Annotated in this window: 19 protein-coding genes; 1 reads left to right on the top strand and 18 read right to left on the bottom strand. The window is 60.8% G+C overall.

The genetic code is table 11. The annotated features are described in order from the left end of the window. Window positions 1-64 precede the first annotated feature (64 nt). Window positions 65-397: a thioredoxin gene (trxA, locus tag AC1DK3_RS10575; protein ID WP_092863464.1), complete on the top strand. Its 333-nt coding sequence runs from the start codon at window positions 65-67 to the stop codon at window positions 395-397. Window positions 398-486: 89 nt separating this feature from the next. Here trxA and AC1DK3_RS10570 read toward each other — a convergent pair whose 3' ends face one another. From AC1DK3_RS10570 to aroA, 18 genes are all read right to left on the bottom strand, one after another. After that, window positions 487-1,086: a cysteine hydrolase family protein gene (locus AC1DK3_RS10570; RefSeq protein WP_477192161.1), complete on the bottom strand. Its 600-nt coding sequence runs from the start codon at window positions 1,084-1,086 to the stop codon at window positions 487-489. Window positions 1,087-1,122: 36 nt separating this feature from the next. Next, window positions 1,123-1,518 carry a DUF779 domain-containing protein gene (locus tag AC1DK3_RS10565; RefSeq protein ID WP_477192160.1) on the bottom strand — a complete coding sequence of 132 codons (396 nt, stop codon included), beginning with the start codon at window positions 1,516-1,518 and terminating at the stop codon, window positions 1,123-1,125. Window positions 1,519-1,597: 79 nt separating this feature from the next. Beyond that, a complete protein-coding gene (gene adh, locus AC1DK3_RS10560) occupies window positions 1,598-3,118 on the bottom strand; it encodes an aldehyde dehydrogenase (RefSeq protein WP_477192159.1) in 1,521 nt (506 codons plus the stop codon). 250 nt (window positions 3,119-3,368) lie between these two features. Beyond that, window positions 3,369-4,718, bottom strand: coding sequence for a bifunctional folylpolyglutamate synthase/dihydrofolate synthase (locus AC1DK3_RS10555; protein ID WP_477192158.1), 1,350 nt, complete (start codon window positions 4,716-4,718; stop codon window positions 3,369-3,371). Between the two features lie 24 nt (window positions 4,719-4,742). Further along, window positions 4,743-5,828, bottom strand: coding sequence for an acetyl-CoA carboxylase, carboxyltransferase subunit beta (gene accD, locus AC1DK3_RS10550; RefSeq protein ID WP_477192157.1), 1,086 nt, complete (start codon window positions 5,826-5,828; stop codon window positions 4,743-4,745). A 175-nt stretch (window positions 5,829-6,003) separates the two neighbouring features. After that, window positions 6,004-6,834, bottom strand: coding sequence for a tryptophan synthase subunit alpha (trpA, locus tag AC1DK3_RS10545; RefSeq protein WP_477192156.1), 831 nt, complete (start codon window positions 6,832-6,834; stop codon window positions 6,004-6,006). Window position 6,835: 1 nt separating this feature from the next. Beyond that, a complete protein-coding gene (gene trpB / locus AC1DK3_RS10540) occupies window positions 6,836-8,077 on the bottom strand; it encodes a tryptophan synthase subunit beta (RefSeq protein WP_477192155.1) in 1,242 nt (413 codons plus the stop codon). Window positions 8,078-8,121: 44 nt separating this feature from the next. Further along, a complete protein-coding gene (locus tag AC1DK3_RS10535; protein ID WP_477192154.1) occupies window positions 8,122-8,772 on the bottom strand; it encodes a phosphoribosylanthranilate isomerase in 651 nt (216 codons plus the stop codon). Window positions 8,773-8,785: 13 nt separating this feature from the next. Further along, window positions 8,786-9,025, bottom strand: a complete 240-nt coding sequence (locus tag AC1DK3_RS10530; RefSeq protein WP_477192153.1) for a hypothetical protein — start codon at window positions 9,023-9,025, stop codon at window positions 8,786-8,788. A gap of 17 nt (window positions 9,026-9,042) precedes the next feature. Further along, window positions 9,043-9,393 carry a LapA family protein gene (locus AC1DK3_RS10525; RefSeq protein WP_339081829.1) on the bottom strand — a complete coding sequence of 117 codons (351 nt, stop codon included), beginning with the start codon at window positions 9,391-9,393 and terminating at the stop codon, window positions 9,043-9,045. 49 nt (window positions 9,394-9,442) lie between these two features. Next, the gene (ihfB, locus tag AC1DK3_RS10520; protein ID WP_092863431.1) at window positions 9,443-9,739 is read right to left on the bottom strand and encodes an integration host factor subunit beta; all 297 of its coding nucleotides are present in this window, start codon (window positions 9,737-9,739) and stop codon (window positions 9,443-9,445) included. A gap of 32 nt (window positions 9,740-9,771) precedes the next feature. After that, the gene (gene sppA, locus AC1DK3_RS10515; RefSeq protein WP_477192152.1) at window positions 9,772-10,737 is read right to left on the bottom strand and encodes a signal peptide peptidase SppA; all 966 of its coding nucleotides are present in this window, start codon (window positions 10,735-10,737) and stop codon (window positions 9,772-9,774) included. Between the two features lie 226 nt (window positions 10,738-10,963). Then, complete coding sequence (gene rpsA, locus AC1DK3_RS10510; protein ID WP_477192151.1) at window positions 10,964-12,685, bottom strand: 30S ribosomal protein S1; 1,722 nt, start codon at window positions 12,683-12,685, stop codon at window positions 10,964-10,966. 329 nt (window positions 12,686-13,014) lie between these two features. Next, window positions 13,015-14,775, bottom strand: coding sequence for a dihydrolipoyl dehydrogenase (gene lpdA / locus AC1DK3_RS10505; protein WP_477192150.1), 1,761 nt, complete (start codon window positions 14,773-14,775; stop codon window positions 13,015-13,017). Window positions 14,776-14,784: 9 nt separating this feature from the next. Further along, window positions 14,785-16,089 carry a 2-oxo acid dehydrogenase subunit E2 gene (locus tag AC1DK3_RS10500; RefSeq protein WP_477192149.1) on the bottom strand — a complete coding sequence of 435 codons (1,305 nt, stop codon included), beginning with the start codon at window positions 16,087-16,089 and terminating at the stop codon, window positions 14,785-14,787. Between the two features lie 19 nt (window positions 16,090-16,108). Beyond that, entirely contained in the window at window positions 16,109-18,787 is a 2,679-nt protein-coding gene (gene aceE, locus AC1DK3_RS10495; RefSeq protein ID WP_477192148.1) for a pyruvate dehydrogenase (acetyl-transferring), homodimeric type, read from the bottom strand. Between the two features lie 232 nt (window positions 18,788-19,019). After that, the gene (cmk, locus tag AC1DK3_RS10490) at window positions 19,020-19,649 is read right to left on the bottom strand and encodes a (d)CMP kinase (protein ID WP_477192147.1); all 630 of its coding nucleotides are present in this window, start codon (window positions 19,647-19,649) and stop codon (window positions 19,020-19,022) included. A 76-nt stretch (window positions 19,650-19,725) separates the two neighbouring features. Then, window positions 19,726-21,054, bottom strand: coding sequence for a 3-phosphoshikimate 1-carboxyvinyltransferase (gene aroA, locus AC1DK3_RS10485; RefSeq protein WP_477192906.1), 1,329 nt, complete (start codon window positions 21,052-21,054; stop codon window positions 19,726-19,728). Between the last annotated feature and the right edge of the window lie 39 nt (window positions 21,055-21,093).

Genomic DNA, 21,093 nt, shown 5'->3' with positions numbered 1-21,093 from the left:
GCCCGCCGACGGGCGGCAAGTCGGGATCGGCCGATAGAACGGGCCCGAAAATGGAGCATAATCAATGTCTAACGCAGTGACAGACGCCAGCTTCGAAGAGGAAGTTCTGAAGTCTAGCGAACCGGTTCTCGTCGATTTCCACGCGACGTGGTGCGGACCGTGCAAAGCCATGGCGCCGGCACTCGATCAGGTCGCTAAGGAGATGACCGGCAAAGTGAAAGTCGTGAAAATCGACGTTGACGAGAACCCGCAGGTCACCGGTCATTACGGTATACGCGCTATGCCGACGCTGCTGATCTTCAAGGGTGGCAAGGTCGCCGCCCAGCACACCGGCGCGATCGTGCAGAAGAAAAAACTCGAAGACTGGATCACGTCGAGCGTCGCCGCTGCCGTTTAAGGCGCGCGCCAGTCACGACACATCTGAAATTGAAAAACCCCGCTGAACGCGGGGTTTTTTTTTTTTGGAATTTGCATTCGGACCGGCGATCAGTCCGTGATCTTGTCTGCCGTCGGCACGACGACGGCAAACATATCGTTGAGCCCCACGAGGCTGGCTTCGTGAAGCTCCTTCGCCGAAATAGAGCCGCCGGAAGGATTGGGAAGCGAGCGGGTCGCCGTCGCATTGCCGACCACAGTCGCGCGATAGCCGTGATTGAAAGCGGCGCGCGCCGTTGAATTCACGCACACATGCGTCATGAACCCGGCGATGGTCAATTCCTCGACGCCATAGCCTTTCAGAAGCTCATCGAGGTTCGTCTTTTCGAACGAACTTGGGAAGTTCTTCACGACAACGGGCTCTCCCGCTTTGGGGCTCACCACGTCAGCGATGGCGCCGATACGGTCGTTGACGTCGTAAGGCGTTCCGGCACCCGCATCGTGCTGGATGTGAATGACCGGACGCCCGGCATCGCGGTACCGCTTCAAGAGACCCTGGCATTCGACGAGCGCTGGCTCGACGCCCTCGAGCTGCATAACGCCCTCGCGATACGTATTCTGGCAATCGATGAGGATCAGCGCAGAGTTGGCGATGCGCGCAGGCGTATAGCCAAGGCCCGTGATGTCGCGCAGCGTCCTTGAAACCGTCATCGGCTCTTCTCCCGAAATTTGAATTTTTTTGATTGCCTAAAGAGGCGGATGTTCGACGCCGCTCGGCGGCGGACCCAGAGCATCGAGTTCGATGTTTTCGGCATCCGAAAAGATGCGCGAGCGCGTCAGGAAGCGAACGCCCTCCGGACCTTCGACCGAGAAGCCGGATCCGCGTCCCGGCACGACATCGATGATGAGATGCGTGTGCTGCCAGTATTCGAACTGCGACTTGCCCATGTAGAACGGCTGGCCGCCAATCTCGCCCATGTAAACGTCTTGCGCACCAACCTTGAACTCGGCCCGGGGGTAGCACATGGGCGCGCTGCCATCGCAGCAACCGCCCGATTGATGAAAGAGCAGTGGCCCATGGATACCTTCGAGCTTCTTGAGAAGCGTCAGAGTATCGGGCGTAGCCGTCACGCGATTGACCATCTGGCTCTCCCTCCGTGTTGAGAAAAAGGGCATGCGCCGGGATCGGCACATGCCCTTCGATCTTACGCGAGGCCCGGCATCAGAAGAAGCCGAGAGCCTTCGGGCTGTAGCTGACGAGCATGTTCTTCGTCTGCTGGTAATGGTCGAGCATCATCTTGTGCGTCTCGCGGCCGATACCCGACTGCTTGTAGCCACCGAACGCAGCGTGCGCCGGGTATGCGTGGTAGCAGTTGGTCCAAACGCGGCCAGCCTTGATCGCGCGGCCCATCCGATAGGCCCGCGTTCCGTTACGCGTCCACACGCCCGAGCCAAGGCCATAAAGCGTGTCGTTGGCGATCGAGAGCGCTTCCTCGTCGTCTTCGAAGGTCGTAACCGACACGACCGGCCCGAAGATCTCTTCCTGGAATACGCGCATCTTGTTGTGGCCTTCGAGCACGGTCGGCTCGACGTAATAGCCGCTCGCAAGCTCGCCACTGAGATTGGCGCGACGGCCGCCCGTCAGAACGCGCGCGCCTTCGCCCTTGCCGATCTCGATGTAGCTCAGGATCTTCTCGAGCTGATCGTTGGAAGCCTGGGCGCCGATCATCGTCGAGGCATCCATCGGATGACCCTGCTTGATCTTCACCACGCGCTCCAAAGCCCGCTCCATGAACTTCTCATAGATCGAACGCTGGATGAGCGCACGGCTGGGGCACGTGCAAACTTCGCCCTGGTTCAACGCGAACATCGTGAACCCTTCGAGGCACTTGTCGAAGTACTCGTCGTCGGCTTCCATGACGTCGGCGAAGAAGATGTTGGGCGACTTGCCGCCGAGTTCCAGCGTGCACGGAATGATGTTTTCCGACGCATACTGCATGATCAGACGGCCCGTCGTGGTCTCGCCGGTGAATGCGATCTTGGCGATGCGCTTGTTCTGAGCAAGCGGCTTTCCGGCCTCGATGCCGAAACCGTTGACGACGTTCAGGACGCCTTCAGGAAGGATGTCGGCGATCAGATCCATGAGGACCATGATCGACATCGGCGTCTGCTCGGCGGGCTTCAGCACGACGCAGTTACCGGCAGCAAGCGCCGGCGCGAGCTTCCAGACCGCCATCAGCAGCGGGAAGTTCCACGGAATGATCTGACCGACCACGCCGAGCGGCTCGTGGAAATGATAGGCGACCGTGTCGTGATCGATCTCAGCGATCGAGCCTTCCTGCGCGCGAACGCAGCCGGCGAAATAGCGGAAATGATCGATGGCTAAGGGAAGATCGGCGTGCGTCGTCTCGCGGATCGGCTTGCCGTTATCGATCGTCTCGACGAGAGCGAGGATGTCGAGATTTTCTTCCATCCGGTCGGCGATTTTCGTCAGCACGCGAGCGCGCGTCGCGGGAGAGGCATTGCCCCAAGCGTCTTTTGCTTTATGTGCCGCGTCGAGCGCGAGTTCGATGTCTTCTGCTGTCGAACGGGCGACCTCGCACACCTGCTGTCCGGTGATCGGCGTTACGTTGGAGAAGTACTGGCCGCGGACAGGAGCGACCCACTTGCCGCCGATGAAATTGTCATAGCGCGGCTTGATGATCTGCCGCCCTTTCAGCTTGTCCATTGCTACATGCTGCATCGTGCATCTCCTCCGAATGACGCCTAAACGGCGGTCTTGTTGGTGTTGGAGTTCTCTAGAGTTGCTCTGTTATGCTTTGGTCCCGGAAGCCTCGACTTCTCAGTTGGCAGATCAGCTATGCTTCGCCATTGGCCGTGGCCGACATTGTCCGACCAACCTAGCGATTTTTGTGACCTTTTCGTACTGTAAATATCGAAATGCGGGCGAAGCACTTTGACCTTGCGCAACGAACCCCGCTGCCTTGCCGACTTTATTCATGCCCTTTGTGCAATAAAAGTACATATCCTGCAAGATAGAGCGATCCGCATATCAGAACGCGCTTCGGCCCCTTCGAAAGCCCGGCAATCGTTTGGAGCGCATCAATCACGTTTTTGCGATCAGCCGCCTGCATGCCGGCCCCGCGCGCGACCTCGGCAAGGTTCTCTTCGCTATGCGGCGCCTCGTTGGCTCCGGGGATCGGAACTGTATAGATGGCCCGCACAAGCCCCCGGAACGGCGCAAGAAAACCCAGCGCATCCTTCTGGCCCATCATTCCGACAATCAAATAGACGGGCTTCGGCGACTTCTCATCGAGCATTGCCAGCGTATCGGCGAGCATATCCCCGGCCGCGGGATTATGACCGCCGTCGAGCCATAGCTCCGTCTCGTCGCCAAGAATATCGGCCAGCGGCCCTGACGTCAGGCGCTGCATCCGCGCCGGCCATTCGACGGCACGAAGTCCCGCTTCGAGAGCGCTTTCGTCGATCGCGAGAGAGGGTATTCTTTCGCCGAGCGTCAGCGCCGCCGCCACGGCGGTTCCGGCGTTGATGATCTGATGCCGCCCGATGAGCGCCGGCAACGGCAAGTCGAGCAGACGGTCGTTCTGCTGCACGATAAGACGGCCTGTCTGCTCGTAAGCATCGTAATCGCGACCCCAGACGGTCAGCGACGTTTTTACTGCCCGCGCGCGCGATTCAAGGACCGCGAGAACATCATCGGTTTGCTGCGAGATGATCCCAGGAACGCCACGCTTCAGAATGCCGGACTTTTCGAAAGCGATCTTGGCGAGCGTCGGTCCGAGCTTCTCGGCGTGGTCCATTGAGATCGGCGTGATGACCGTGAGCGCGGGCTCGGCAATGACGTTCGTCGCGTCGAGCCGGCCGCCGAGGCCGACTTCAAGTAGGAGAACGTCGGCCGGCCGTTCCGAGAACGCGAGAAACGCGGCCGCTGTGGTGATCTCGAATTGCGTGATGTCGTCGCCGTCGTTCACCGCTTGGACGCGCGTCAGCACATCGACGAGCAGGTCTTCGTCGATCGGACGCGATTTGCCATCATCTCCGGCAAGCGAAATTCGCTCGTGAAACCGCACGAGATGAGGCGATGTGTAGACGTGCACGCGCTTTCCGGCAGCTTCGGCAAAAGCGCGAAGATACGCCGTAACCGACCCCTTGCCGTTGGTGCCCGCAATGTGGACCACCGGCGGAAGTTTCGTTTCGGGATGGCCGAGCTTTGCAAGCAGCCGCTCTACGCGGCCGAGCGAAAGATCGATCAGCTTCGGATGCAAGAGCATCATGTCGGCCAGTAAAGCGTCGCTTGTGGGCCGTGTCGTCGACGAGGTCATGCCCCGTAATACCTTCGAGAAGTGCTAGGCGCCGCGAGGCGCATCTTTGGGATTTGCCGATGTTGACGATCCCGCCTCATCGCGCTTCGGCTTGTCGCCCTTGCCCGGCTCGAAGCGTTGGCTGTTTGGCACAGCCTCCGGTTCGACGACGCCGCTCTCCCGTGCGGCCGTCTCGATGACTTTGCTATCGACTGGAGCGCCGTTGACGTACGGCTTTCCATTCATCTTGCGTGTGTCTTTCGCCTTCGTCGCCTGCACCCCACTCATCAGGAGCTTGCAGACGCGCGCAAGCGTCTCCCGCATCTGATGACGATGCACGACCATATCGATCATGCCGTGCGAAAGCAGATATTCCGCACGCTGGAAGCCGTCCGGCAACTGCTCGCGGATCGTCTGCTGAATGACGCGCGGACCCGCGAAGCAAATAAGCGCGCCGGGCTCCGCGATATGGATATCTCCGAGCATCGCGTAGGAAGCGGTCACGCCGCCCGTCGTCGGATCCGTCAGAACGACGATGTAGGGAAGCCGCGCATCCCTTAGACGCTGCACGGCAATCGTCGTACGCGGCATTTGCATGAGGGAAAGGATGCCCTCCTGCATGCGCGCGCCACCTGAAGCCGCGAATAGAATAAACGGCGTTCGGAGATCGAGCGCGCGCTGCATGCCGGCGATGATCGCCTCTCCGGCGGCCATGCCGAGCGAACCGGCCATGAAGCGGAAGTCCTGAGCCGCAGCGACAACCGGCAAACCTTCGAGTTCGCCTTCGCCGACGAGAACGGCATCATCGAGCTTCGTCGCAGCCTTCGCGTCTTTCAGACGATCGGAATATTTGCGCCCATCACGAAACTTCAACGGATCTTGCTGCACGGTCGGCACTGGGACGGTGCGATACTCGCCGGCATCGAACGTATGCTGCAGGCGCTGCTGCGAACCCATGCGCATGTGATAGTTCGAGCCGGGCACTACGAACTCGTTGGCCTCGAGGTCTTTGTAGAAGACCATCTGACCTGAATCCGGGCACTTCACCCAGAGGTTATCCGGAACGTCGCGCTTCGCCGTCGATAAGAGCCCACTGATCTTTGGGCGGACGACGTTGTTAATCCAATTCACGTGTTCTTGGCTCCTTGTAAGCCGCAGCAGGTGCCTATCGCTTCAACGTGCGGGCACAATGGCAAGCTCCTCGCAGTCCACCATTTTTAGCGCCTCTCGAGGGACCGGCGCTAGGACAATGCCCAAAATGGGGGTGCAGAAGGCCCTCTCCAATAGAACTTATCCAAGGAAAGCGCTAGTCGGCCGATAGCGCCAAGCTCAATTCCTTGACGAGGTCCGTCACGCCTTTCCGGGTCGCATCCGTGCCCTCGCCCTTTGCTCCGAGGGACTTTTCTATAATAGAAACAATGGCTGAGCCGACGACCACGCCATCAGCCCCCTTCGAGATCGCCTTGGCCTGCGCGCCGGATCGAACGCCGAAGCCCACGACAACCGGTAAGGGCGTCTCGGCCTTGATCGCCTTCACTTGGCTGTGAACATCGTTAACGACGGGCGCCGCGGCCCCCGTGATGCCCGTAATGGAAACATAGTAAACAAAACCCGACGTATTTTGCAAAACGGTGGGCAAACGCGCCTTGTCCGTCGTCGGCGTCGCGAGCCGGATGAAATTGAGCCCTGCGTTGAGCGCCGGCAGGCATAGCTCGTCGTCCGCCTCGGGCGGCACATCGACGACAATGAGGCCGTCGACGCCCGCGGCCTTCGCATCCTGGATGAAGCGCTCGTTGCCGTAGACGTAGATCGGATTGTAGTAGCCCATCAGCACGATCGGCGTCGTGTTGTCGTGGACGCGAAAATCGCGAACCATATGCAGCGTCTTGATCATGTTCTGACCGGCCTTCAGCGCCCGCTGCGACGAGGCCTGAATTGCCGGACCGTCCGCCATCGGATCGGAGAACGGCATGCCGAGCTCAATGATATCGGCGCCGGCTTTGACGAGATCGCCGAGAATCTGCGCGCTCGTTTCCGGATCGGGGTCGCCGGCGGTGACGAACGTGATGAGCGCCGGCCGGTTTTCTTTCTTAAGCGCCGCGAAGCGGGCATCGATGCGCGTGACGTGCTTGGTCATCCTAGATCTTCATGCCCAGATGCTTCGCGACCGTGGCGAGATCCTTGTCGCCTCGGCCGGAAATATTGACGACGAGAAGGTTATCCTTCGACAAAGTTGGCGCAAGCTTCTTCACCAGTGCCAGTGCGTGGCTCGACTCGAGCGCCGGAATGATGCCTTCAAGCCGCGTGCAGTACTGCAGGGCTTCGAGCGCTTCTTTGTCCGTCGCTGGGACGTAGGTCACACGCCCGATAGTCTTGAGCCATGAATGCTCTGGCCCGACGCCCGGATAATCGAGGCCCGCGGAAATCGAGTGGCCTTCGAGGATTTGTCCGTCGCGATCCTGCAAGAGATACGTGCGGTTTCCGTGCAGAACGCCGGGCGACCCACCCGTCATCGACGCGGCGTGGCCGTTCTCGACATCGATCCCATGGCCGCCGGCCTCGACGCCATAGATCGCGACACCCGGGTCGTCGAGGAACGGATGGAAAATGCCGATGGCATTCGACCCGCCGCCGATGCAGGCAACGATGGTGTCGGGCAACCGGCCTTCGGCTTCCATCATCTGCGAACGCGTCTCACGGCCGATGATCGACTGGAAGTCGCGCACCATGGCCGGATAAGGATGCGGACCCGCCGCCGTGCCGATAAGGTAGTAGGTGTCGCGCACGTTGGTGACCCAATCGCGCAGCGCTTCGTTCATCGCGTCTTTCAGCGTGCCCGCACCCGACGTCACGGGATTGAGCTTGGCGCCGAGCAACGTCATGCGCGCAACGTTGGGCGCCTGACGTTCAACGTCGGTCGCGCCCATGTAGATCTCGCATTCCATGCCGTACTTCGCGCAGACCGTCGCGACGGCGACGCCGTGCTGTCCGGCGCCCGTCTCGGCAATGATCCGCTTCTTGCCCATACGGCGCGCGAGCAGGATCTGCCCGAGGCAGTTATTGATCTTGTGCGAGCCCGTGTGGTTCAGCTCTTCGCGTTTGAAGTAGATCTTCGCGCCGCCGAGTTCAGCGGTCATGCGCTCCGCGTGATAGAGCGGGCTCGGCCGGCCCGCGTAATGCAGGCTGAGGTAATCGAGTTCGCGCTGAAATTCCGGATCGGCTTTCGCGGTGTCGTAAGCGCGCTCGAGCTCCAGGATCAGCGGCATCAACGTTTCGGCAACGAAACGGCCGCCGAATATGCCGAAAAATCCCCTGTCGTCGGGACCGGTGGCGTAGCTGTTGAGCGCGGCCTCCGCTGTCTTGTTCGATTTCGTCGCCATGAAAGCCTCGCTTCTCTTCCTGGCCCATCAGGAAGATGAAATTATCACGTCTGCTTAGCTGTCTTTACGGCCAGAAGAAAGCGACGGATCTTATCAAGGTCCTTGATGCCCGGCGCACTCTCGACCCCCGACGACACATCGACCGCGATCGGGCGCGTCAACGCGATCGCATCCGCCACGTTGTCTGGTTGAAGCCCGCCCGAAAGCATGAACGCAAGGCCATCGGCGACACCGTCGAGCGCATTCCAGTCGAACGTCAATCCGTTGCCGCCAGGAAGCAACGAGCCCGGAGGCGCCTTCGCGTCGAAGAGGATGAGATCTGCAGCGCCCGCGTAGCTGCGCGCGCGCTCCGCGTCTCCGGCCGTCGCGACGGCAATCGCTTTGATAACCTCGCGGCCGAATTGCTTCTTGATGGCGGCGACGCGTTCCGGCATTTCCTTGCCGTGCAGTTGCAGGATGTCGGGACCAACGTCATCGACAATCTCTTGCAGCGTGTCGTCATCCGCGTCGACCGTCAGCGCGACGATCTTGGCCCTACCGCGTGCCAGCTCGGCCAGTCGCTTGGCTCGAGGGATATCGAGATGGCGCGGGCTCTTCGCATAAAACACAAGCCCGATGTAGTCGGCGCCGCCGGAGATGGCCGCTTCCAACGCTTCAGGCGTCGTGATCCCGCAAATTTTGGCTGTGGTGACCATCAAACTTCGTGCGTTACAGCGCGGGCCCGCCCGCGAGCCGGCGCTTTTGCCAGCGCTTCAAAGCAATAAAAGTCCAAATGCCTTCGACCAGACCGAAGGGCCAGGCGCCTTGCAGAAATCCATAGACCGAACCCATCGCGCAAGCGACGGAAAATCCGAGGATGCACCAAGGGCTGCTATCCTCGAATGCGTAGAACAACAGCATCAGGCTGACGGACACGAGTCCGAAAAGCGTCAGCGCATCGAATGACATTTAGGATCTCGCTTCGGTCAACGGCCGGAGATGGCCAGTCGCTGATCAGCCGGGTCGGCAGCTGCTTCGCGTTCGCGCGCGAGGCGATCGGCTTCCGCTTGCCAGCGCGCTGCGCGCCGGCCTTGCGACCGCGCCGTCTGGCGCCATCGGCTCTGACCCATCCACGTCGCAATGCCGCCAAGGATGACGCCGACGACGAGAGCAACCATGAGATAAATGTAGAACGGCAGCTCAATGGAAAGCGCTGGCGTTTCCGGACGGAAGGGATCGAGGATCAGATCCACTGGCTGCCGGTTGGAAACCGCAATCGCGACAAGGATGATGCCGATCGGAAAGCCGATTAGCAGCGCCAGAATACGCCTGAACATGATCTTTCCTCACTTGGCGTGCGCGCAACGAACAGCAAGCGCCGTATCGTCAGTGTTTGCTGCCGTTAAGCTTATTCAACCGGTCGCGAAGTTCCTTGCCGGTTTTAAAGAACGGCACGAATTTCTCGGCAACGGCGACCGTGGTTCCCGTGCGCGGATTTCTTCCCTGTCGTGATGCACGATGCTTGACCGTGAACGCACCGAAACCGCGAAGCTCCACGCGATCACCTCGCGATAAAGCATCGACAATTTCATCGAAAATTACGTTGACGATGCGTTCGACATCCCGATGGTAAAGATGCGGATTGGCAGTGGCAATCCGTTGCACCAGCTCCGATTTGATCACGTTTCGCTCCCAGCTTCGGCGACCATTTCTTCTTATTTTTCAGAAGGGTGCCAAACTGAGAGAAGACCGTCAAGTCCGAGCGTGGAAATCATCCGATCACGAAGCAAAAAATTTACGGCGTCCCCCGCTGCCGGTCCGAGCAACCAGCCCGCAATGCCCGCCGACATGCCGGCAAAGCCGTAACCGCTGCTGTTTCCGGCCTTCCAGTCGGTGACTTTCGCCGTTTGGGGAACGCTTTTAACGTCCTTGAGCCATTTGACCGCTTCGTCCTCGCCGCCAAGTTGATCGATCAACTTTGCATCGAGCGCCTCACGGCCCGAGTAGATTCGGCCCTCCAGAAGACCCGGAATATTGGCTGCTTTGACGCCCCGGCGGGTCTCGACCAGGCCGATGAACCATTTGAAGCCATCGGCCACCATGCCCTCGGCGACCTTCCTGCTGGCGTCGTCGAGCGGCTCGAATGGCGAGGGTGAAGCCTTCAGCGGGCCACTCTTAACCTCGTTCATTTTGACGCCGATCTTGTCCAACAATTGGACGACCTCAGGCCACTGCACGATGACACCCACCGAGCCGGTAATCGTATTGCCGCGAGCCACGATGTGATCTGTGGCAAGCCCGGCAATGTAGGCGGCCGACGCCGCCACGGTGCCGAATTGAGCAACGACGGGCTTCTTTTTGGCAAGCGTACGGATGCCTTCGAAGAGCGCCTCGCCCCCCGTTGTCGTGCCGCCGGGACTGTTGATGAACAGCAGAACGCCGGAGACGCTGTTGTCGTCGCCGATGTCCTTCAGCATTTTGAGCTGATCGCGATCTTCCGTAATGGTGCCTTCGATTGTCACGCGGGCGATCTGCTTTTCGCCGGTGAGCGACGCAAGCTTGTCGCCGCCAAATGCCAGCGCGCCGATCGCGAGAAGGAGGCCGGCGAGCCCGGCTGCGCGCCAAATCGATACCGACCGGCGAAGTCGCCTGCGATCGAGAACCGTTTCCGTTTCAAGCATTGGGGGTGGTGCCCTTTCCGTCATCTCGCGGCAAGTCGAGCGGGAGGCCCGTCAGCGCGGATCGTTCTGGCGGCGAACGTAGGCAAGGTTGCGGCCGCGAGCAACGGGGAAGCCCGCGACGTCTCGCCCAAAAGTTAAGGCGCGCAGCAGAGTTTGCCGCGCGCCTCCAATTTCTTAAGTCTGACCGAGGCCGGACCAAAGCCCGGCCCGAGCCGGGCCGAGCCGATTACTCGGAGTCTTCGGCGCCTTCGCGCTTCTTGATGGCAGCCTTGAAGATGTCGCCCAGCGAAGCGCCCGAGTCGGTCGAACCGTACTGAGCAACCGCCTGCTTTTCTTCCGCCAGCTCGAGCGCCTTGATCGAAACCGCGATACGGCGCGCTGCCTTGTCGACCGAGAGGACGGCCGCGTCGACCTTGTCGCCGACGTTGAAGCGTTCCGGACGCTGCTCCGAGCGGTCACGCGAGAGATCGGCGCGCTTGATGAACGACGTCAACTCGCTGTCTGCGATCCTGAGCTCGATACCAGCTTCGCTGACCGACGTGACCGTACCGGTGACGGCATCGCCCTTCTTGTACTTCGCCATGGCGTCTGCCGGATCGCCCGACAGCTGCTTGACGCCGAGCGAAATGCGCTCCTTCGAGCCATCGACGTCAAGAACCATCGCTTTGACGTTGTCGCCCTTCTTGTAGTCCTTGATGACTTCGTCGCCGGCCTTCTGCCAGTCGAGATCCGAGAGGTGGACCATGCCGTCGATGCCGTTGTCGAGACCGATGAACAGACCGAACTCGGTGATGTTGCGGATCGGACCTTCGACGACCGAGCCCTTCGGGTGCTGCGTCAGGAACGAATCCCACGGGTTCTCCTGCGTCTGCTTCAGGCCGAGCGAGATACGGCGCTTCTGCGGATCGACTTCGAGAACCTGAACCTCGACCTGCTGGCTCGTCGAGACGATCTTGCCAGGGTGCGTGTTCTTCTTCGTCCAGCTCATTTCCGAAACGTGGATCAGGCCTTCGACGCCCGGCTCCAGTTCAACGAACGCACCGTAATCGGCAATGTTCGTCACGGTGCCCTTGACGCGAGCGCCGACCGGATACTTGGCTTCGATTGCCGACCACGGGTCAGACTGAAGCTGCTTCATACCGAGCGAAATACGCTGCGTTTCCGGATTGATGCGGATGATCTGCACCTTCACCGTATCGCCGACGTTGAGGATTTCGGACGGATGGTTGACGCGGCGCCATGCCATGTCGGTAACGTGGAGAAGACCGTCGATGCCGCCGAGATCGATGAACGCACCGTAATCGGTGATGTTCTTGACGAGGCCGTCGATGATCTGGCCTTCGGCGAGACGAGCGACGATTTCCGTCCTCTGCTCGGCGCGGCTCTCTTCGAGAACCGAGCGGCGCGAGACAACGATGTTGCCGCGACGGCGATCCATCTTCAGGATCTGGAAGGGCTGCTGCTGATGCATCAGCGGTCCGATATCGCGAACGGGGCGAATGTCGACCTGGCTGCCCGGAAGGAACGCGACGGCGCCGTCGAGATCGACCGTGAAGCCGCCCTTGACCTTGTTGAAGATGACGCCCGTAACCTTCTCGCCCTTTTCGTAGAGGCGCTCGAGGCGGGTCCAGCTTTCTTCGCGGCGAGCCTTGTCGCGCGAGAGAACCGCTTCACCGAGCGCGTTCTCGACGCGCTCCAGGTAGACTTCAACAGTATCGCCGACCTTGAGATCGCTCGGCTTGCCGTTAAGGCCGAACTCCTTCATCGCGACGCGGCCTTCCATTTTCAGGCCGACGTCGATGATTGCCATGTCTTTTTCGATGCCGACGATCTTGCCCTTTACGACGGAACCTTCGAACAGGTCGTCCTTGGCAAGGCTCTCGGCGAGAAGCGCGGCAAAATCTTCGCGCGAGGGATTAAAATCTTTATTGGCAACTTCAGCGGACATTCGTTCTCCTTGATAACGACGTGGTGCCCGGCTCGGCGGCCGGGCGAGTTTGGGTTGATGTATGAAGCGCCAATAGGCAGACCCGCGCGAACGCGATGCCTGGCTTGATGGCGCGGATGTCTGGATGTGATGTCGCCGTGATGGGCCGCAGCCCTGCCGGTCAGAATTCGGGGACCCCTATGGGGCGCCCAACCGGCTGATCTTCCTCATGACCATCCGACGGCGACGTCGAATGGCGCTGATATAGCCAACCGCCCCCCCGAAAGCAAGGGCTGCCGGCCCCAAGCCCAAGCCTTGGCCACCATCCAGGTTGTAAGGCCTGCGAAGCCTCAGGTCCGGCCCCGCGGCGGTTTGGGCGGCATCAGGTCCGTACAGACGCCTTCCGCCACCTCAGCGGCCATGCCGACGGATTCCGACAGCGTCGGATGAGGATGGATCGTCTTGCCTATATCGACTGCGTCCGCGCCCATTTCGATGGCGAGACAAATCTCGGAAATCAGATTTCCGGCTTCCGTGCCGACGATGGCGCCGCCGATGATCTGCTCCGTGCCCTCGTCAAAAAGGAGCTTTGTAAAGCCCTCGTCCCGGCCGTTCGCGATGGCACGCCCCGACGCCGCCCAAGGAAACACTGCTTTCTTATACGCAATGCCCCGCGCCTTAGCCTCAGTCTCGGTCAAACCCGCCCACGCAATCTCGGGATCGGTGTAGGCGACAGACGGAATCTGGCGAGCATCGAAGAAACTCTTCTTCCCCGCCGCGTTCTCCGCCGCGACGTGACCCTGGTGGACGGCCTTATGCGCGAGCATCGGCTCATCCGCGATGTCGCCGATGGCGAATATGTTCGCAACATTCGTCCGCATCTGCTTGTCGACCGGAATGAAGCCACGGTCCGTAACGCCGACACCCGCGTTGCCTGCGCCAATCTCCTTGCCGTTCGGCTTGCGCCCGACAGCGACGAGCACCATTCCGTAGCGCTGCGGCTCGGCCGGTGCGTCGGCACCTTCAAATCTTACATAAATGCCGTTTTGCTTCGCTTCGACCGCGACGACTTTGGTCTTGAGCATCACACGGTCGAAGCGGCGCGCATTGACCTTCTGCCAGACGTTGACGAGATCGCGATCGGCGCCGAGCATCAGGCCATCGAGCAGCTCGACGACATCGAGCCGCGCGCCAAGCGTCGAATAAACCGTCGCCATCTCGAGCCCGATGATGCCGCCGCCGATGACGAGCATCTTATCGGGAATTTGCGGAAGCTCGAGCGCCCCCGTCGAATCGACGATACGCGGATCAGACGGCATGAACGGCAACGCCGCCGCTTCCGATCCGGCAGCGATGATGGCCTTTTCGAAACGCACCACCTCTTCGTGCCCATCGTCGAACACGACAGCCATATGATGATCATCGACGAATGTGCCGGTCCCGCGCAGCGTCGTGACCTTACGCGCCTTCGCAATCGACGCGAGCCCGCCGGTCAGCTTGCCGACCACAGCGTCTTTGAATGCCGCAAGCTTTTTCAGATCGATTTTCGGCGCGGCAAACGTAATGCCGTGCTTCCCCAACGCCGCCGCCTCGTCGATGACGAACGCCGTATGCAGCAGCGCCTTCGATGGAATACAGCCGACATTCAGGCAAACACCGCCGAGCGCCGGCCACCGATCGACGAGGATGGTCTTCGCGCCGAGATCGGCCGCGCGAAAGGCTGCGGAATAACCTCCAGGCCCCGCACCCAGCACCAGCACGTCGCAAGAATGATCCGCAGAACCTGAAAATTTTTCCACTGATGCGGGAGCAGTCGGAGGCGCTTCCTTCTTCGGCGGCGCCTTTTCGGGCTCGGCTGCGCTCGCCGTCTCGCCGTCCGTTTCGAGCGTGAGGATCGGACTTCCTTCGCTGACCTTGTCGCCGACCTTGATCAGCACCTCGACGACTTTGCCGCCCTCCGGCGCCGGAACATCGAACGAAGCCTTATCGCTCTCGAGCGTAATGAGTGCGTCTTCGGCGGCGATGGTCGCCCCCGCCTTCACGTGCACTTCGATGACGGGAACATCTTCAAAGTCGCCGAGAACCGGAACGCGAATTTCTTTTCTGGTCATGCCCGCGCCCTACAAGACGAGCTGGCGAACGTCGGCCAGCGCATCGCAGATCTTTCTCAAGAACCGTGCCGCAAGCGCGCCATCGACCACGCGATGATCGTAAGAAAGACAGAGCGGCAGCATTAGCCTGGGTTGAAACGCCGAACCGTCCCATTGCGGCTTCATCTGTGCGCGCACCGCTCCCAAAATGGCGACTTCCGGCGCGTTGACGATGGGCGTGAAACCCGTGCCCCCGATCCCGCCGAGACTCGATATCGAGAACGTCGCGCCTTGAATGTCCGTCGGCGTGATCTTGGCATCGCGCATGCGGGCCGAAACGGCCGTCAGCTCCTGGCTCAATTCGAGAACGCCCTTGCGATCGACGTCGCGAATGACAGGAACGACGAGCCCGTCCGGCGTGTCGACCGCGACACCGATGTTGTAATAGCGCTTGAGGATAAGCGCATCTTTGCCCGGCGCCAGAGACGAATTGACGTCCGGATATTCCTTCAGCGCCGAGACCGAGGCTTTCAGCAGAAACGCGACAAGCGTCACGCGATAGCCCTTCCCTTTCGCCGTCGCGTCGAGATCCCGTCGATAGGCTTCGAGATCGGTGATGTCGGCTTCGTCGGAATTGGTGACATGCGGAACGTTCAACCACGCGCGATGCAGGTTCGGCCCGGTCAGTCTTTTCAGCCGCGACATCGGCTTGGTTTCGACCGGCCCGTATTTCGAGAAATCCTGAGCCGGAATTTCCGGAATGCCCGTCATCTGCCCTGTACCGGCGCCCGGCGCCGCCGCGGGCTGACTGCTCCGCGCGATATAGGCTTTGACATCATCCTTCGTGATGCGGCCCTTGTCGCCCGTTCCTTTGACCTTCGTCAGATCGACGTCGAGGTCGCGCGCGATGCGCCGGACTGATGGGCTCGCATAAACCGACCCGAAATCGCCGGGCGGAGGTAACGATCCCGCGTCTTTTGCGTCGAGGGTTGCTTCGACGGACTTCGACTTTTCGGATGCACTCGCAGCCTTCGCCGAAACGTCGGGCTTAGCAGCACCCTTCCCGCTGCCAGCCGGCGCTTCGGACTGCGCATCGCCCGAAGTATCGAGCTTCACGATGGCGATGCCTTCGCTCACCTTGTCGCCGATCGCGACGAGAATTTCCGCGACCCGGCCTTGAAAGGGCGCAGGCACGTCCATCGCAGCCTTGTCGCTCTCGAGCGTGATCAGCGGATCGTCGAGCTTCACCTCATCGCCTGGCTTCACCTGAATTTCGACGACGGGCACATTCTCGAAATCACCGATGTTCGGCACCTTGACGTCGACGAGCGGCATGTATCGAAACCTGTTCTGATCAGCTGTGCGCGGGATTGGCCTTATCGGGATCGATTCCGTATTTCGCGATCGCTTCGGCAACCTTGATGGACGGAATCTTGTTCTCGTCAGCAAGAGCCTTGAGGGCGGCAACCGTCACGAAATGCCGGTCCACCTCAAAGAAATAGCGGAGCGTCCGGCGATAATCGGAACGCCCGAAACCATCCGTGCCGAGAACCGAATACCGGTTCGGAACCGAAGGCCGAACCTGATCGGCGTAGAGCTTCATATAATCGGTCGAGGCGATCACTGGCCCCTCGCCGCGCTCGGAAATCATTTGCTTCACATACGGGACACGCGGCGTCTCGGTCGGATGCAGCAGGTTCCAGCGCTCGACGTCATGCGCTTCGCGGGCAAGCTCCGTAAAGCTCGTCACGCTCCAGATATCGGCAGGGACACCCCAATCGTCACGGAGCAGATCGGCGGCCGCGATGACTTCGCGCAAGATCGCGCCGGAGCCCATGAGCTGAACTTTGTGGCCCGGCGCACCGTCGGGCGCACCGCGGAACAAATACATCCCCTTGATGATGCCGTCCTCGACGCCCTCCGGCATCGGCGGATGCTCATAGTTCTCGTTCAGAAGCGTCAGATAGAAGAAGACGTCTTCCTGATCCGTCAGCATGCGTTTCATGCCGTTCTGGATGATGACCGCGACCTCGTAGTTGAAAGTCGCATCGTACGAGATGCAGTTCGGCACCGTCGCCGAAATGAGATGGCTGTGGCCATCCTCATGCTGCAAACCCTCGCCGTTGAGCGTCGTACGCCCCGAGGTGCCCCCGAGCAGAAAACCGCGGCAGCGTTCGTCACCAGCAGCCCACGCAAGATCGCCGATGCGCTGAAAACCGAACATCGAATAGAAGATGTAGAACGGCACCATCGGCACGTCCGACGTCGAATAGCTCGTCGCGGCGGCAATCCACGATGCCATCGCACCGGCCTCGTTGATGCCTTCCTGCAGCATCTGGCCGGACTTGTCTTCCTTGTAGAACATCAGCTGATCGGCATCCTCCGGCCGGTACAGCTGACCGACCTGACTGAAGATGCCGAACTGCCGGAACATGCCTTCCATGCCGAAGGTGCGGCTCTCGTCGGGCACGATCGGAACGATGCGCCGGCCAAGCTCCTTGTCGCGCATCAGCGCCGTCAGGATTCGCACGAACGCCATCGTCGTCGAGATCTCACGCCCTTCGGAGCCCTTGAGCTGTGACTCAAACAGCGAGAGCGGCGGCGCCTGAAGCGTTACCGACGACTTGCGCCGGCGCGACGGCAGATAACCACCGAGATTCCGCCGCGTCTTATGCAGATATTCATCCTCGGGCGAACCCTTCGGAAATCGAATGAAAGGCAACTCGGCCAACTGCTCGTCGGTCACCGGAACCTTGAAGCGATCGCGGAACTGCCGAAGCGCGTCGACATCCATCTTCTTTGATTGATGGGCGAGCATCGTGCCTTCGCCCGCCTGTCCCATGCCGTAACCCTTGACGGTCTTCGCCAGGATGCACGTCGGCAGGCCCTTTTGCTGCGTCGCCGCCGCATACGCCGCGTAAACTTTCGACGGATCGTGCCCGCCGCGCGTCAAGCGCCAGATCTTCTCATCCGACCAATCCTCGACGAGCGCCGCCGTTTCCGGATAGCGCCCGAAGAAGTGCTTGCGGATGAAGGCGCCGTCGCGCGACTTGAAGACCTGATATTCGCCGTCGACGCACTCTTCCATCAACTGGCGGAGTTTGCCGGTCGTATCGCGCGCCAGAAGCTCGTCCCATTGCGAGCCCCAGATGACCTTGAGCACGTTCCAGCCCGCGCCGCGGAAATTGCGTTCGAGTTCTTGAATGATCTTTCCGTTGCCGCGCACCGGCCCATCCAGCCGCTGCAAATTGCAATTCACGACGAAGATCAGGTTGTCGAGCTTCTCGCGGCCCGCGAGCGATATCGCGCCGAGACTTTCCGGCTCGTCCATCTCGCCGTCGCCGCAGAAAACCCAAACCTTGCGGTCTTCCGTATCGGCCAATCCGCGCGCGTGGAGATACTTGAGAAAACGCGCCTGATAGATCGCCATCAACGGCCCGAGACCCATCGAGACCGTGGGGAACTGCCAGAAATCCGGCATCAACCAAGGATGCGGATAGGACGAAAGCCCACGTCCACCGACTTCGCGCCGGAAATGCAGGAGCCGGTCTTCGTCGAGCCGGCCTTCTAGGAATGCGCGCGCATAAATTCCCGGCGACGAATGTCCCTGGATGAGAATGAGATCGCCGCCGTGGCTCTCGGACGGCGCGTGCCAAAAGTGATTGAACCCGGTTTCGTAGAGCATCGCCGCGGACTGGTAGCTCGCGATATGGCCGCCGAGCTCCGTCGACTCTTTGTTCGCACGCAGCACCAACGCGGCCGCGTTCCAGCGAATAGCGGCCGAGATCCGATGTTCGAGTTCGCGATTCCCAGGGAGCTTCGCTTCGTCGTCGACGCTGATAGTGTTGATGTAGGCGGTGCTCGACGCAAAAGGAATTGCCGCACCGCTGGCCCGTGCCCGTTCGACGACTTCTTCCAGAATATTGTCGGCGCGTTCCGTTCCGCCATACGCGATAACGGACGATATCGAGTCCGTCCAATCGCGGATTTCCGGATCTTCCGGCTTCACGACCTTCTGCTCGTTCTTGCCCATGGCATCCCTTGTTCCCCGGCATCGGGGAGACTCGTGAAACCCCGAGACGGCCATCTCGGTTCGACCTGCGGCCTACTCGAAATAGTTTACCACAAAGCTATGGGCGGCGCCGAAGCGTCTCGCAATCAAAAATGGTTTATGACGCCTGCGTTGAGCGGCCGGGACCTATTGACTGCTTCGGAGTTCGCCTGGGCGCACATCGCGTCAAAATGGACATAGTAATGCCGGTAGATCAGCACTTGTTGCTGGCGAGCGCGATCAATTGCAATGCCGCGGCGAATGCCTGATCTGCGTCCAACGCCGTCGTATCGAGATGAACCGCGTCGTCGGCAGCGTACATCGGGGCAGCGGAACGGCCGCTATCGCGCGCATCTCTTCGCCGGATATCGGCAAGAAGCTCGTCGTAGGTGATGCTGTCGCCGCGTGACTGATGCTCCAGAAAGCGCCGCATCGCCCGGGCTTCATCGGAAGCAGTCACGAAGATCTTCACCGGCGCATCCGGACACACGACCGTGCCGATATCGCGGCCATCGAGAACGGCGCCGCCTGCCTGCCGGGCGAATGCCCGTTGATAGTCGAGCAATGCCGCGCGCACCTCGGGAATTTTTGCCACGATCGACGCCGCATCACCGGCACGCGGTCCCCGCAATGCGGTGTCGTCCAGGCTGTCGGCCTTCACCGATTTCGCGGCGGCCGTCGCCGCCTGAACATCTTCCAAATCACCGCCGGTTGCGAGGATGTCCCTGGCAACAGCGCGATAGAGAAGGCCAGTGTCCAGCCACGCCAATCCGAAATGAGCCGCAATACGCTTTGCGAGAGTGCCTTTGCCCGATGCGGCCGGACCATCGATCGCAATGATCAATTGCGTTCTCCCCGTTCCCGAATGATCCGGGTCGCACCCGTGAGATTGAAGGCGAGACGGCAGACAAGCATCGCGGTCACCGGCCGACTGACTCAGTATATCTCGCCCCGAGCGTCTCCATGAGCTGGCGAAACTCGGGGAAACTCGTCGCAATCATCGTCGAGTCGTCCACGACGATCGGCTCATCGCTCACGAGACCGGCCGTCAGGAACGCCATAGCGATCCGATGGTCGAGATGAGTTGCAACAACGCCGCCGCCCTTGAGCGTGCCGTTGCCGGTAACCGTCAAGCTGTCGCCATCTACCCGCACGATCGCCCCATTGGCCTCCAGGCCCGCTGCAGTCGCCTGAAGTCGATCGCTCTCCTTGACCTTGAGCTCGGCCAGGCCGTCCATCTGCGTCTGACCTTCGGCAAAGGCCGAAATTGCAGCTAGCACCGGATATTCATCGATCATCGATGGCGCGCGTTCGGGCGGCACACGGACGCCCTTGAGGCGCGAAGCGCGAATGCGAATGTCTGCAACCGGCTCGCCACCTTCCTCGCGCTCGTTGAGGAACGTGATATCGCCGCCCATTTCCTGCAGCGTTGTATAGAGGCCAATACGTGTCGGATTGGTCAGCACGCCTTCGATCGTGACATCGGAGCCCGGCACGAGCAGCGCCGCAGCGGCGAGGAATGCCGCAGACGAAGGATCGCCGGGAACGTGGACATCGCGGCCCACGAGTTCGGCATGCCCCGTCACGGTGATGTGCGTGTCGAGACCTTTCGCTTCGGTTCGGACAGTTGCACCGAAATGGCGCAGCATACGCTCCGTATGGTCGCGCGTCGGCTCGCGCTCGACGACTGTCGTTTCGCCTGCTGCGTGAAGACCCGCGATCAGGACCGCGCTTTTCACCTGCGCCGAAGGCACCGGAAGCACATAGACGATTGGCGTCAGTTCGCTCGTACCCTTGAGGGTCAGCGGCAACTTCTCGCGGCCGGGCTCCAGAACCTCGAGACCCATTTCTATGAGAGGAGCCAAAACCCGCCGCATCGGGCGGCGCGACAAAGAGGCGTCGCCCGTCATGGTCACCGTCATCGGATGCCCCGCGACGACGCCCATCATCAGCCGCGTACCAGTGCCGGAATTGCCGAATTCGAGCGGCTCGTCAGGCGCCCGGAGGCCGCCGACGCCGCGTCCTTTGACCTCCCAAACGTCGCCACGCTTTTCCGCCAGCGCGCCGAGGGCGATCACCGCTTTAGCGGTGTTTATGACGTCCTCGGCTTCGAGAAGCCCCGTAACGCGCGTTGTGCCGGTCGCCAGCGCCCCGAAAATCAGCGCCCGGTGCGAAATCGATTTATCGCCGGGAACCCGCACATGGCCCTTGAGCGGCGCCGCCCGGAGCGATGACAGCGGTTTCGGCATGGCTGTAGTGTTCAATTCAACCTTCCAAACCGTTAGAAA

It is taken from the genome of Hyphomicrobium sp. 01T421 (genome assembly GCF_056398805.1).
The sequence above is the reverse complement of the archived record's forward strand: the minus strand, read 5'-3'. Positions and strand labels throughout refer to the sequence as shown.